This window comes from Methanogenium cariaci JCM 10550 (assembly GCF_001315945.1).
GTDB classification, from domain to species: domain Archaea; phylum Halobacteriota; class Methanomicrobia; order Methanomicrobiales; family Methanomicrobiaceae; genus Methanogenium; species Methanogenium cariaci.
In genome coordinates, this window is sequence record NZ_BBBG01000006.1 from 1 (window position 1) to 12,440 (window position 12,440).

Genomic DNA, 12,440 nt, shown 5'->3' on the forward strand with positions numbered 1-12,440 from the left:
GGCAGGCGGTCTTGACGCGGCGACGGCGGCACAGGCGGTGGCGGCAGGCGCTGCGATCGTCATTGTCGGCGGAAATATCGTGCGCTCGGACGATGTGACGGGCTCGGCGGCACGGGTCAGGGCTGCCATCAACGACCCGTCCATTGTGCCGCCGGTCAGCCGCTCAAAGGACGAGGAGATCCGTGAACTCTTCGCACAGGTCTCGGCCCCCCCGAATGTGACGGATGCGATGCACCGCATGGGCGCGATGCAGCGTATCGTCTCCATCTGCGGAAGGGTGCATATGGCGGGACCGGCGGTCACGGTGCAGACCTTCGGCGGTGACTGGGCCAAACCGGTGGAGGCAATCGACGTGGCGCAGGCAGGCGAGGTCATCGTGATCAACAACTCCGGCGACACCTCGGTATCGCCGTGGGGGGGCGAACTTGCCACCCTCTCGGCGATGAACCGCAAGGTGGCGGGCATCGTCATCGACGGGCCCGTTCGCGATGTGGACGATATCCGGGCCTACGGCTTCCCGGTCTTTGCCACGAATGTGGTACCCAACGCCGGGGGGGAGCCCAAGGGGGGGTTCGGCGAGATAGGCGCAGGGATCACCTGCTGCAGTCAGGCGGTCCGGCCCGGCGACTGGATTATTGGTGACGAGTCGGGGGGGTCGTCGTCGTGCCGCGGGAGCGTGCCTATGAGGTGGCCCGCCGGGCGCTGGAGGTCAAAAAGACCGAGCAGCGTATCCGGGAAGAGATCCGCCGCGGCTCCACCCTCGCCTCGGTGAGCGAACTCCTGAAATGGGAAAAGAAATAAGGATTTTCTGGCCCGGAAGGGGGGGCCACTCTTTTTTACGATACGCTGAGTATGCCTGCAAGCATCGATCCGACAAGGGTCACGCCGAGAGCGGCGAGGATCAGGTAGCCGATGAAGACTGCAAGAACGGCCCGCGTCGTTGTCATCTCCTGGAGTTCACGGATGCCGATGATGATGAGCACGAGTGACCAGGCCCACATCACAAACCCGACCACCGGAATCCACCCCAAAAGCAGGGACGGCGTGGAGGCATAGATGACCGCCTTCCAGGTCTCGGTGATCCCTTCTCTGCCACCGGCGATATAGACCCAGATATGCATGTAGGCGGCAAAGATGATGGCCCCCACCAGCCCCCCCCGAAGAAGAGCATGGGGGGGATGAGGGCGATGACCGAGAGGCCGCCTGCCGCAATGCCGGTGGCAAGGCCTGCATACACACTGACCCCCACCAGCAAAAGCGCCGCTGAAAAGACGGTGAATATCACGACCAGAATAAGCAGGTAGATGAGCGTATCCTTCAGCGTATCGGAGCGGATGGTATCCGCAAACGTTTCCGTCGGGTGAAACAGCACACCCGTTATCCTCCCGGTAATGCCCGATGTCATGAACGACTCATAAGCGGCGCATACCTAATAACAGTATCCGGGGGGGAGAGGGGGGGAAAACAGGAGTGTTGATCTCCGGAGAAGAGGCCGGAATAAATAACCCGATATACCGGGATGCCCCAGTACTGAGCAGACATATGGGCCCGACAGATCATACTCCCGGAGAGGCATAGCCGTGCATTCACATGAACTCCTCATCATTGCCATCGGTCTTGCGATGGACGCGTTCGCCGTCTCAGTCTCTGCGGGCATCACCACCCGGCGGTCTCTGGTACAGACCGGCCTCATGGCAGCGCTGGTCTTCGGGGGATTTCAGGGAGGCATGGCCATTCTCGGCTGGTATGCGGGCAGTGCGGTCTCCTCGTTTCTTGCAGGCTATGGGCCGCTCATTGCATTTTTGATCCTCGCGGGTATCGGCATCAAAATGATCTACGAGGGTCGACAGGAAGGTACCGGGGGGGAGAGCCCGATTGAGACCACATCTGCCTCCTGATGATGGGCGTTGCGACATCGATTGACGCCCTCTTTGCCGGGATGGGCATTGCCCTTCTGGGTGAACCGGTACTCATTCCGGCAATTGCCATCGGTGCGGTGACCGCGATTCTCTCGCTGGGCGGGGGGGTCTTTGCGGGTAGAGGGGGGGTCGGCCACATCATCGGCGATTACGCCGAGGTGGCAGGCGGGTGATTCTCGTGGGCATCGGGCTGAAGATTTTGTTTTTGTGACGGAATTTTGGCTGGCCGGTTCTTTTGGGAATCGCCTTATATATCTGATGTCTGTATACTACATGTCCGAAAATAAACTCCTGAATACCAACACAAACAGGTCGATAAGATATGGACGCAAATCTGCATGAAGCGGGAAAATGGTTTAGGCAGGGCGAAAGGGATCTGGTAAGCTCCGGAAACAGCCTCAGCACCTCAGACTATGAATGGGCCTGCTTTCAGGCACAACAGAGCGCTGAAAAATCGTTAAAAGCGATACTCTATGCAAAGGGGTTCCGGAAGATTTTAACACATTCGGTCTATGATCTGGTGAGGGAGATAGGAACGTTTGACTCTTCTTTTATGGAGTTGAAAAAAGAGGCCAGGGTTCTGGATGCTGTGTATATTACAACGAGGTATCCTGACAGTATCGTTGGTGATTTGACGCCGTCTGAATACTTTGAATTGGAGGATGCAGAAGAATGTATCAGGTGCGCAGAATTAATATTGAAGAAGGCAGGGACATTTCTGAGTATTTAATGGCAGAAATATCTGCTTTTACAGAAGAGATCCGTTCCCGGATGGATATCGACAGGATAATCCTGTACGGCTCTGTGGCCCGTGGTGATTTCAACGAGGGAAGTGATGTTGACCTCTTGATCGTTGCGGACTTCAAGGAACGCTTCCACAAAAGACCGCTTGATATTTTCGACATCACAGATCTCCCAATTGAGCCTGTCTGTTACACACGACAGGAGTTTGAAGAGCTTGTCAGGAACAAAAATCCGTTTGTCCTTTCTGTTTGTGAAGAGGGTATATTGGTCTGACCCGGATATGGCCCGGTGACGAAGGACGTCTCCCTGCTAAGGGAGGTCCAAAATGGCGTTGAATATTTGGTGTCAGTATTGATGCCCAATTCGTTTCTTCGGTGCATTCCTCTCCGATAGCAGCTATACTCTCAGTTTATATCGAGAATGCATCCTCCTTCGTGGGCATCGGACTGAAGATTTTGTTTTGGTGAAGGGGGGGATTGGGTGGGATGCCGGGTGTGACGTTGGTGGAATGGCGGCAGCTTTGCAGCAGGATGGCAGCACTTTCCGCCAGGATAAAACCGGGCATTCCAACTGTACACTAGAGATCTAAGAGAGAATAGAGAGACGCTTCTTCAAAAGAAGAGGAAGGTGCAGCAGAATGAGACCCCCCCCAGCTTCCGGACGTCTCCTGTGCAGGTGCGGGTTCGGGTGCCTGTGCCGAGGGATTTTCCGCCAGCCATATTGCTTCCGGCGCAATTACGGCAGAATAACTCAAACAAAGCAACCTCGTCGCCCTGTTTGATGGCGGACACCTGTCGACATGCTGCTACACCCTGCTGTACATGCCGCCAACGGTGCACCCAGTGTCTGCGACACGGAGCGGTTGTCCGCATCTCCTCGTATTCGGATGACGCGATCCGGGAGACCGTGGAGGCGTGGGCCGACACGAAGCCGGAACTCTCCGGAACAGTCCCATAATGCATATCGGCAGAGGAGAGGAGCATGCCTTCATGACTGAAAGGAGGGGGGGCAGGATGAATACAGGAATATATTGTGATTCATTCCTGCATCACAGAAGGGGGGGTTTTCCCCACGAATCTCCGGGGGGGTTGCACTGAAGAGACGGGATCATTACTTCTTTTTTGACCGGGAGGTCTACCGGGAATGGATGGAGAAGGCCGATGTCTGGCTTGATGATTCGGATGACGAGGGAGGAATCATTCCGGCCCGGATGATTTCACTCCTTCACCCGGTCTTCACCCGTTGGATGATACTGACAGCCCATCCGGAAAAAACCGTATTGACAATGATTCTTCTAAAGAACTACAATATAGAGATATAGGTACAGATAGAGAGAGTAAATTTCATGAGGATGGGGGGGCCTCATTCAGCAGGGCAGATACGGGTGGAGGTAGAAACTCGTCCACCTCTGATTTAGGGATGGGTGAAGATGAAAGTATGGGCCGCAAACGCACGTCTTCATTGGCATCGATTGGCAAAAACCGGGATATTTCCCGATATCCTCATAAAAGAAAACCAAAGAAAACGGGTGAAGAGGTGAAATTCAACCGACCGGAGGGAGGGACGCTGCCGTTCCCCGGTATCCTCGGCCACTGCACGCTCTGCAACAACGACCCTGCGGTGTATCATTCCACAGAGCAGCGGACGAGTGTCTGTGAAGGGTGCTATGCCCGGCTGGTCCGGGAGGCGAACCGGGACGGAGGGGGGGTGCGGGAAAAAGTGAGGGAAAGAAGAGGGCCTGATGCGGTCAGACATCTACCAGAAAATTAAGAAGGCAGAGGTCTGAGGGTTCTTCTTTTGTGATTGATTCGGGGTTTATCGATATTCTCAGTAAGTTTGTATCTGACAAGGGCTCGGAGTAATCTGGTGCTATTTATGCCCTGCCCTGACTGTTCCTTTATGATTACAAAGTATATTATGAAGAATGCTCAAATACAAAGTTCAATGGATCCTGACCGAATACTATTGACAGGAGATATCATCCGGATCCTTGCATCTGAAACAAGAATTAAAATCTTAAAAAAACTTGCAGAACGCAGGATGACGACCAGCGAATTATCACGTGATTTAAAGATAGCGAAATCAACGGTACATGAACATCTTGTCTTGTTGACCAGTGTCGATTTGATAATCCCCCGTCCCTGATGAACACCAGTGGAAATATTATGAAATTACCCGTAAAGGGGGGGAGAATCTGATCCAGCCGGAAAATACAATAACGGTCACAATTCTCCTTACTTCTGCTGGATTCATTTTTATGGCATTATCATTTGCAACATTAATTATTACCTGGCTTTCATGGACCATAAAACAATTATGACACCTTGTCATGGGGGGGAGGGTATGCCGGGGGGGATGCCGTTTTTGACTTTTTTTCCGCTGGCATCGGCATTATTCTCTTATTTGCCGGGATTTTGGTTTTTATTCTGTTATTTAGGGTCCGTGCAGCTATTAAATCAGATGAATGATTGGATAGAAATTTTTGTTCGTATTTTAATAGTTCCATGTTGTCAGGTAAAAACCGAACGGTTTTAAGAGGTTGATATAGGATCAAATATAATCTAAAATTATCCTGGAAGCAATGAATAAAACACTTCTTTCAGGCGGGGGGGATTTTCTCAGAGTGGATAAATCCGGTTTTTGAAAATCCAGATACATTAAAAATGCACAAAATAGTCAGGCAGATCCCAAAAACCCAGAATCATCCGGTTTCAAATCAGCATTATTCAGATGGTATCATCTGTATATACACAGCAGGGGTTTATTTTGATTTTTCTGCGAGACTATCATCATTAAAAGGAGAAACGAACACATGAAAAGATTAAAAACAGGTACTTTTGTTGTGCTGGTTCTGATGTCATTAATGACAATGCCGGTAGTAGCGACGGATACCAATCTCGGGGTCACGTATTACAGTCAGGAGACTGATTATTATTGTGGTCCGGCAGTTGCACAGATGTGGACCGATTTTCATAGCAGTTTTATAGGCCAGGATACTCTTTACAATTTCATCCAAAACCATAATATCGAATCAGGGTGGTATACCGATCCTCAGGGACTTGAAGACTGTGTTGAAAATTATATTCCAAATATTGTGGCTGATGATCATAAATGGAGTTCTGCCGATTCTGCAATAATGGGTCAGGCAATTGACATTGTAAATCGGGGGGGGATTCCTTCTGCATCATTAATTAGTGAAGGGTATCACTGGACTCTTATGAAGGGAGTAAGTTATACTCCTTATGGTGGCCAGATTTATCAAATAAATGGTGTCTGGATTCATGATCCGTGGTATACGATGGCACCAAATATTTATTATTCCGTTAATTTATGGAAAAATGAATTTACCCAGGTGGATTTCCTATCTTCAACATGGGATAATTACTGGGTAACTGTGCAGGGGTATTGGGGAAGCCGCAACAAACCGGATTACGAAAAAGAAACAGAAAACATACGATTTACCGATGAATCTGAAGTGAGTACCCTCTTAACAAAGGACACAGACATAGCTTGTTTTGCAAGGGACCAAATGAACAAACAAGGTCTGTTCCAAGAAGAGCTAAAAGGAACAACTCCGGGAAAGACATTACTTGTTTATTCTCTTGATGAAAAATATCCTGATTATTATTTGATCTCCTTTGAAAAGAACGGGATCCCTGTTGTTATCTCCATGATTAGCATAAAAGATGATACTGCTATGTTTGGCGCATGTGCTGCACTTGAGAACGTTACCAGTATTATAATGCCAAGTCTTGAGGAAGCGAAAAAAGTCTTTTATGATGAAGGATATGAAGATCAATGGAGTTTTAGGCTCGTATGGAAACCCTGTGAACAGACGATGTCTAAGTTTATGCCGATATGGGAGTTCTCGAATGATATCAATGAAACGAAATATGTCGGGTATAACCAATTCAGGCAGCAGGTTATGGTATACGATGAACTTACTGCAAAAAAAGGTATGGGATGAATTAATTCCATCTTATTTTATTTACTTATGATAATCTTATTTTGATCCGGATTGTAGTAATTACTGAGGATTATTATTATTATCCATTTTTAGAAATACCTGATATGAATAAAACCCCGGTTTGCCATCTGGTTCATGGAGGTGCTTCATGCTCCCATCATCCGCACGTAATGACCACCCGATAAAAATAATCCACCACAACAAATACGTAATTTTAAGAAATGAACTCAAAAATCAGGCATGATTATGGATTGTATGCAAATAAAAGAGAAGGGGGGAGAAAAAATATTCACGAAAACTCAGCAGCACTCAACAGCGTCCCGCCGCGTGCGAGAATCTCTTCCACCGCCGCATCGACCCGGTCGACCCGGAGAATGAGCACCGCCGCCTCACGGCCGGAGTAGGCATACGAGTACTCGATATTGATATCCGCCTCCGAGAGAATGCTTGCCATCTCAAAGAGACCGCCGGGCACATCCCGCATCTTCACGGCGATGACATCGGTAAAGGATACCATGAACCCCCCCATCGCATTGAGCTTCTCATAGGCGGCCTCCGGTTTGTCCACCAGTGCCCGCACGACACCAAAGCCGTTTGCCTCCGCAATCGAGAATGCGAGGATGTTTATCTTCTCTGCCTGCAGGGCGCCTGCAATTGCCGCAAGCCTCCCCGGTTTGTTCTCGGAAAAGACCGAGATCTGTTTGATTGTATACTCTGTTGCATCCATTACAGCTCCCTCCTGTCAATAACCCGCTTTGCTTTTCCCTCGAACCGCGGCAGTGACCCCCCCGGTTCACTGATCTCTACATCAACACTTACGTTGAGCATATTCTTAAGCGTGTGTCCGACCCTGCGCCGGATATCCAGGATATCGTTAATCTTATCCGAGAACGCCTCCGGGTTGAGCTCCACCTTCACCAGCATATTGTCGAGTGCACCGGCCCGGTCCACCTCAATCATGAAATGGCCCGAGACCTCGGGGGGGATGCTAAGGAGGGTGTGCTCCACCTGCGACGGGAAGACATTGATGCCCCGGATGATGAGCATGTCATCCACCCGCCCGGCGAGGCGTGCGATACGCGGGTGCGTCCGGCCGCATGCACAGGGAGCGTGGTCAATCGACGTGATGTCTCCCGTCCGGTAGCGGATGATGGGCAGGGCCTCCTTCTGGAGAATGGTCACCACCATCTCACCCTGCTCGCCGTCCGGCACCGGCTGGCCGGTATCGGGACTGATGATCTCCACCAGGGCAAGGTCACTCCACATATGAATACCATCCTGCTCGGTACACTCCGTAAACATCGGCCCGGAGAGTTCCGAGGTGCCGTAGATGTTGTAGGCCTTGATGCCCATCTCCGCTTCAATCCGCTCCCGCATCTGATCCGACCAGGCTCTGCGCCGAGAATGGCCGTCCTCAGACGGGTGTCATCTTTGATGGATATGCCCAGCTTTTTTGCCGTCTCGCCAATATGCATCAGGTAGGACGGCGTGCAGCAGATTGTCGTCACCCGCAGATCCTGAATCAGTTCCAGCTGGCGTTCGGTATTGCCCACCGACGCCGGTACCACCGTGGCCCCCCCGATGCGTTCCGCCCCCCCGTAGTGCAGACCGAGACCCCCCCCGGTGAAAAGACCGTAGCCGTATGCCACCTGCACCACATCCCCACGGCCGACACCGCATGAGCTGAGGGCACGGGCCAGCGACTCCGTCCAGTTCTCCAGATCGTTTTTGGTATAGCCCACCACCGTCGGCTTCCCGGTCGTCCCGGATGAGACATGATAGCGCACCAGCTCCTCCGGGGGGGTCGCCGTGAATATCCTGTCCGGATAGTTGTCCCGCAGATCGGATTTGACCATATAGGGGGGGAGTTTCCCGACATCCGTAAGCTTGGTAATGTCGTCCGGGTGCACCCCCCCGTGGGCCACCATCCGGTCATGGTAGAAATTCGAGAACGAGTAGAGCCGGTAGACCAGCGTCTTCAAAAGCTTGAACTGCATCCGCTTCAGTTCTGCCTCCGATCTGAGCTCCATATTCGGGTCCCAGGCGATCACAGTGCATCACCCCCCCGCCGGTCAATGACCCGCTTGGCCTTCCCCCCCTCATACCGGGGGGGCAGGGAATCGGGTTCAACCAGGTGCACGCGGTCCGGAGGTTGAGCGCCTCTTTTAATGCCGCCACCACCCGGTTCTGCACCCGGGTCAGATCTTCCAGCTCGCCCTTAAAGGCGCTGCGGTCCATCTCCACCTCAATCGTCATCTCATCCAGATGGTTTACCCGGTCCACATAGACCAGGAACTCGTCGCCCACCTCGGGCACCGAGCGCAGCACATGCTCGATCTGGGACGGGAAGACATTGATGCCCCCCCGGATCACGAGCATATCGTCGCTCCTCCCGTGCAGGCGGGCAATCTTCATGCCGCGACCGCAGGGGCATTCCTCTTCCAGGATCATCGTGATATCCCCCCCGGTCCGGTAACGCAGCAGGGGCATCGCCTCCTTCACGAGCGGGGTGACCACCAGTTCGCCGCGTTCACCGGGTTCGAGCACCTCCCCCCCGGTCTTCGTCGATGATCTCTGCGAGGTACATGTCATGCCAGATGTGCAGACCGTTTCGTTCCGGGCACTCAAACGCCGCACCCGGCCCGTACATCTCGGACATGCCATAGGAATCATACGCCGTCACCCCCCCGAGTTTTCCTTCCAGCATCCGGCGCATATTATCTGACCAGGGTTCCGCCCCCCCGAAGACACCCGTCTTCAGCGTCGGCAGCGTGGTGCCCGCCTTCTCGGCCACCTCGGCGATATGCATCGCATAACTCGGCGTGCAGTGAATGGCCGTCACCCCCCCAAAGTCATCGATCATCTCGATCTGGCGGCGGGTATTTCCCGTGGCGCTCGGGACGACGGTCATTCCGACCTTCTCGGCACCGTAATGGAAGCCGAGCCCTCCGGTAAAGAGACCGTAGTTCACCGCATTCTGGAAGACATCCTCATCGGTGAGGCCGATCATCGTCAGGTTCCGTGCAATCAGTTCGGACCAGTTATCCAGGTCCTGCCGGGTGTATCCCACCACGGTCGGTTTACCGGTCGTCCCGGATGTCGTATGAATCCGCACGACTCCTTCATCGGCACCGCAAAGAACCCGAACGGATAACCGCCCTGTAAATCGGTCTTTTTGGTAAAGGGCAGTTTCTGCACATCGTCCACCGTTTTGATATCTTCGGGACGGACCCCCCCTGCCTCCTTCAGCATCTTCTGGTAGAACGGTACTTTTTCTGCCTGCTCGACGGTTTTTCTGAGCCGTTTTGCCTGAAGGGTGTGCAGTGCATCGCCCTTCAGGGTCTCCATCTCCCTGTTCCAGTATTTCATTCTGATAACCAACTCATTGTGCCGGGCCGGGCAATGGGTATGCGTATCGGCCGGATATTGTATATTCCCAGAGGCGCAGCAGCACCCGGAATAATCATAGTATAACTATGCAGGGATGATCTGAAAAAAGATTGCTATGCCGTAGCATAGCACGCCGGATATTTGGAATCCTGTCAGGCCGGTTCGGTCAGAACCCGGATCCCTGCAGGGCCTTCTTCATCTGTGACTGCATGATGAACCCGAGGATGATGGTCATGATTCCGATGATCAGGGCAAACAGACCCAGTACCCAGATAAACGCTGCCGTCAGGGCAAGCGGATAGAAGATCACATAGATGCCGAACACGAGGAAGAGAATCCCTATAATAAAGAAGAGGATCCTGTACCAGTGGAACTCGGTTGCGGTAAGTGCCGTATGGAGTGCGCCAAACCCTGAAATAAACGCCCAGAGACCCAGCATAAGGGCAATCGTCAGACCCAGCACCGTGGTGTTCATCAGTGCAAGCACACCGATGATGACGCCGATAATGCCCAGAATGATCATGAGTATCTTTCGTCCGCCGGAGTCTTTGCTCACAATCGACTGGACGATAATGGACATACTGTAGAGCACAATGATAATGCCCAAGAGGACTGCCAGCAGGCCGACGATAAATTCAGGGAAGAGCATCGCAAGTCCGCCGAGGGTGATCCCAATAAGGCCCTGCAGGATAAACACCCACCAGGCAGCGGAGATCAGTTCGTCCCCCGGAGACCATCACTTCTGTTTGTTCAAATTCCATAGTTCATCTAATGCATATGAACAATATATGTATTCGCTTACAAATTACGAGTAAATTAACTCTGAACAGCAATTTACCGGCATTTTCAGGCAACATATTCCGGAGATCGGTATCGTCACCCGCTGCGACGAATGCAGCGTCCGAGAACGTAAACGATGAATTAATGTATGGATGGAGTACTTGTGTACTCTATTTATCGTGTGTACATATGACAAGCGAACACTCCTGGCATGTTGTGGCGGGTTTCGGCGCCCACATCAAGTCAACCGGAACAACACTCAGTATTCTTTACAAAGGCGAACAAAAGGAGTTCCCGCTTCCATCGGTACAGCACCTGCTTCTTGTGGGAGGGCACAATATCCATACCTCGGCGGTGACACGCCTGCTGCGACAGGGTTCATCCGTCTCGTTCTTTGACGCGGACGGGACGCCGGTTGCATGCTCAACCCCTTCGGCAGTGATGTGGGAGCGGATATCAGGGAAGCCCAGCGGGCCCGCATGCCCCATACCTTTGCCCGGAAAATTGCACAGGTCACCCTGAAATCACGGCTGCTTTCCATTGAGCGGACCGAGGACCAGCTGGGCGAGAGCCTGTTCTATAAGGGGGGGGAACAGGAAATCATGCACAATCTCCTCTCCGACATCGAGTACCTGGTCACCATGGACGAGATCCGCCGGGTGCACCGACTGGCCGGAGACATGTACTACGAGATCATGGCACGCAGCCTCTCACCGGAACTCGGGTTCCGCCGCCGGACGCCGCGGCCCCACCAGGACCCGGTCAACGCGATGCTCTCCTTAGGGTATGCCATGCTCTTCGGCAACACCATCGTGTCGGTCATCGGTGCATACCTTGACCCGGATCACGGATTTATGCGGGAAGGGGGGGAACGGTCGCTTGTGGTAGACCTCATCGATCCCCTGAAGACATCGATGGTGGATACGGCGGTCTTCTCCATTGCACGGGCGGGTCTGATTGACGGTAGATACCGGGTCAGCACCAAACGCTGCCATCTCAACGAAGAGGTGATAGACGCTTTGATTGCCGCCCTCCGTGCCTCAATAAATCAGGAGATCATCGATGACAATGTGCTCTCCCTTTCTCAGGCGGTAATGGGGGAAGGGTCGTTATCTCTTGCCTACCAGTTTCCCGGACTCTACAAAGATCGTGTCCCCCCCAATCCCGATGACAGGACCCCCGATCATTCAGATTTTTTCGCGATATCCGTCCCCGGAACCCGGTGATCCGGATCGCTGTTTCATCCGCTATTCCGGGATGATGACGGAAAAACCGTCATAACTGTGGCGTTCCGTATCGGTGATCTCCAGATCCCGGACGATGGCGCGGGGGGGACAGGAGTAGAGAAGAGAGATAAATTTTTCCAGAATAACCGGCTCTGTTGTGGCACGAATCTCAACTGTCCCGTCCGGCAGGTTCATGACCACTCCGGTGACACTCAGGTGCTGTGCCATTTTTTTCACGCAGACACGGAATCCGACATGCTGAACCCGTCCGCTAACGACGATTCTGACGGTACGCTGCAGGGCGTCTGTCTCCGTGGCATCTTTCTCCATGATATTCCTTCTCTACAGGTGAGGTAGGCAGACTTCACAGATAATGGATTTGATTTCCTGACCGAACAACTGATACCTGTTCTG

At 52.7% G+C, this 12,440-nt stretch carries 15 protein-coding genes and 3 pseudogenes; 10 read left to right on the forward strand and 8 right to left on the reverse strand.

Features of this window, described 5'->3' with window-relative positions; translation table 11 throughout:
- Positions 1-801 (forward strand): annotated as a pseudogene (locus JCM10550_RS06700) (bifunctional hexulose-6-phosphate synthase/ribonuclease regulator); the annotation flags it as partial.
- A 35-nt stretch (positions 802-836) separates the two neighbouring features.
- On the opposite strand, the gene JCM10550_RS06705 reads toward JCM10550_RS06700, so the two are convergent.
- Together JCM10550_RS06705 and JCM10550_RS22325 are read right to left on the reverse strand one after the other, a co-directional pair.
- The gene (locus tag JCM10550_RS06705) at positions 837-1,115 is read right to left on the reverse strand and encodes a YIP1 family protein (protein WP_245618846.1); all 279 of its coding nucleotides are present in this window, start codon (positions 1,113-1,115) and stop codon (positions 837-839) included.
- Positions 1,001-1,405 (reverse strand): hypothetical protein, encoded by a 405-nt coding sequence (locus tag JCM10550_RS22325; RefSeq protein WP_245618859.1) that lies wholly within the window; start codon positions 1,403-1,405, stop codon positions 1,001-1,003. Before JCM10550_RS22325 ends, JCM10550_RS06705 begins: the two co-directional genes overlap by 115 nt.
- Before the next feature lie 175 nt (positions 1,406-1,580).
- Here JCM10550_RS22325 and JCM10550_RS24610 point away from each other — a divergent pair, with 175 nt between their 5' ends.
- The 4 genes from JCM10550_RS24610 to JCM10550_RS06725 all read left to right on the forward strand — a co-directional run bounded on the left by JCM10550_RS24610 (position 1,581) and on the right by JCM10550_RS06725 (position 2,936).
- The gene (locus JCM10550_RS24610; protein WP_281175299.1) at positions 1,581-1,898 is read left to right on the forward strand and encodes a manganese efflux pump; all 318 of its coding nucleotides are present in this window, start codon (positions 1,581-1,583) and stop codon (positions 1,896-1,898) included.
- On the forward strand, positions 1,898-2,092 hold the full coding sequence (locus JCM10550_RS24615) for a manganese efflux pump (protein WP_281175300.1): 195 nt from the start codon (positions 1,898-1,900) through the stop codon (positions 2,090-2,092). Before JCM10550_RS24610 ends, JCM10550_RS24615 begins: the two co-directional genes overlap by 1 nt.
- Before the next feature lie 149 nt (positions 2,093-2,241).
- The gene (locus JCM10550_RS06720) at positions 2,242-2,649 is read left to right on the forward strand and encodes a HEPN domain-containing protein (RefSeq protein ID WP_062397941.1); all 408 of its coding nucleotides are present in this window, start codon (positions 2,242-2,244) and stop codon (positions 2,647-2,649) included.
- Entirely contained in the window at positions 2,649-2,936 is a 288-nt protein-coding gene (locus JCM10550_RS06725; RefSeq protein WP_245618817.1) for a nucleotidyltransferase domain-containing protein, read from the forward strand. The genes JCM10550_RS06720 and JCM10550_RS06725 overlap by 1 nt, the downstream gene beginning before the upstream one ends.
- A 338-nt stretch (positions 2,937-3,274) precedes the next feature.
- Here the strand turns inward: JCM10550_RS06725 and JCM10550_RS06730 are convergent, their stop codons facing one another.
- Positions 3,275-3,646: a hypothetical protein gene (locus JCM10550_RS06730; RefSeq protein WP_062397945.1), complete on the reverse strand. Its 372-nt coding sequence runs from the start codon at positions 3,644-3,646 to the stop codon at positions 3,275-3,277.
- Positions 3,647-3,810: 164 nt separating this feature from the next.
- Here JCM10550_RS06730 and JCM10550_RS18400 point away from each other — a divergent pair, with 164 nt between their 5' ends.
- The 3 genes from JCM10550_RS18400 (at position 3,811) to JCM10550_RS06745 (ending at position 6,630) form a co-directional block, all read left to right on the forward strand.
- Entirely contained in the window at positions 3,811-3,984 is a 174-nt protein-coding gene (locus tag JCM10550_RS18400) for a hypothetical protein (protein WP_157200013.1), read from the forward strand.
- A gap of 116 nt (positions 3,985-4,100) precedes the next feature.
- Positions 4,101-4,433, forward strand: coding sequence for a hypothetical protein (locus JCM10550_RS06735; protein WP_157200014.1), 333 nt, complete (start codon positions 4,101-4,103; stop codon positions 4,431-4,433).
- Positions 4,434-5,475: 1,042 nt separating this feature from the next.
- On the forward strand, positions 5,476-6,630 hold the full coding sequence (locus JCM10550_RS06745) for a C39 family peptidase (RefSeq protein ID WP_157200015.1): 1,155 nt from the start codon (positions 5,476-5,478) through the stop codon (positions 6,628-6,630).
- A 289-nt stretch (positions 6,631-6,919) separates the two neighbouring features.
- Here the strand turns inward: JCM10550_RS06745 and JCM10550_RS06750 are convergent, their stop codons facing one another.
- The 4 genes and pseudogenes from JCM10550_RS06750 to JCM10550_RS06765 all read right to left on the reverse strand — a co-directional run bounded on the left by JCM10550_RS06750 (position 6,920) and on the right by JCM10550_RS06765 (position 10,717).
- The gene (locus tag JCM10550_RS06750) at positions 6,920-7,357 is read right to left on the reverse strand and encodes an ACT domain-containing protein (RefSeq protein WP_062397952.1); all 438 of its coding nucleotides are present in this window, start codon (positions 7,355-7,357) and stop codon (positions 6,920-6,922) included.
- Positions 7,357-8,660 (reverse strand): annotated as a pseudogene (locus JCM10550_RS06755) (phenylacetate--CoA ligase). The gene JCM10550_RS06750 and the pseudogene JCM10550_RS06755 overlap by 1 nt, the downstream one beginning before the upstream one ends.
- Before the next feature lie 17 nt (positions 8,661-8,677).
- Positions 8,678-9,999, reverse strand: a pseudogene (locus tag JCM10550_RS06760) (phenylacetate--CoA ligase).
- A gap of 187 nt (positions 10,000-10,186) precedes the next feature.
- Positions 10,187-10,717, reverse strand: a complete 531-nt coding sequence (locus JCM10550_RS06765) for a DUF308 domain-containing protein (protein WP_062397954.1) — start codon at positions 10,715-10,717, stop codon at positions 10,187-10,189.
- 272 nt (positions 10,718-10,989) lie between these two features.
- On the opposite strand from JCM10550_RS06765, the gene JCM10550_RS24620 reads away from it, so the two are divergent.
- On the forward strand, positions 10,990-11,322 hold the full coding sequence (locus JCM10550_RS24620; protein ID WP_172673796.1) for a CRISPR-associated endonuclease Cas1: 333 nt from the start codon (positions 10,990-10,992) through the stop codon (positions 11,320-11,322).
- Positions 11,244-12,026, forward strand: coding sequence for a CRISPR-associated endonuclease Cas1 (gene cas1, locus JCM10550_RS06770; RefSeq protein WP_172673797.1), 783 nt, complete (start codon positions 11,244-11,246; stop codon positions 12,024-12,026). Before JCM10550_RS24620 ends, cas1 begins: the two co-directional genes overlap by 79 nt.
- 21 nt (positions 12,027-12,047) lie before the next feature.
- On the opposite strand, the gene JCM10550_RS06775 is transcribed toward cas1, so the two are convergent.
- Entirely contained in the window at positions 12,048-12,356 is a 309-nt protein-coding gene (locus tag JCM10550_RS06775) for an acylphosphatase (protein WP_062397955.1), read from the reverse strand.
- Positions 12,357-12,440: the final 84 nt, after the last annotated feature.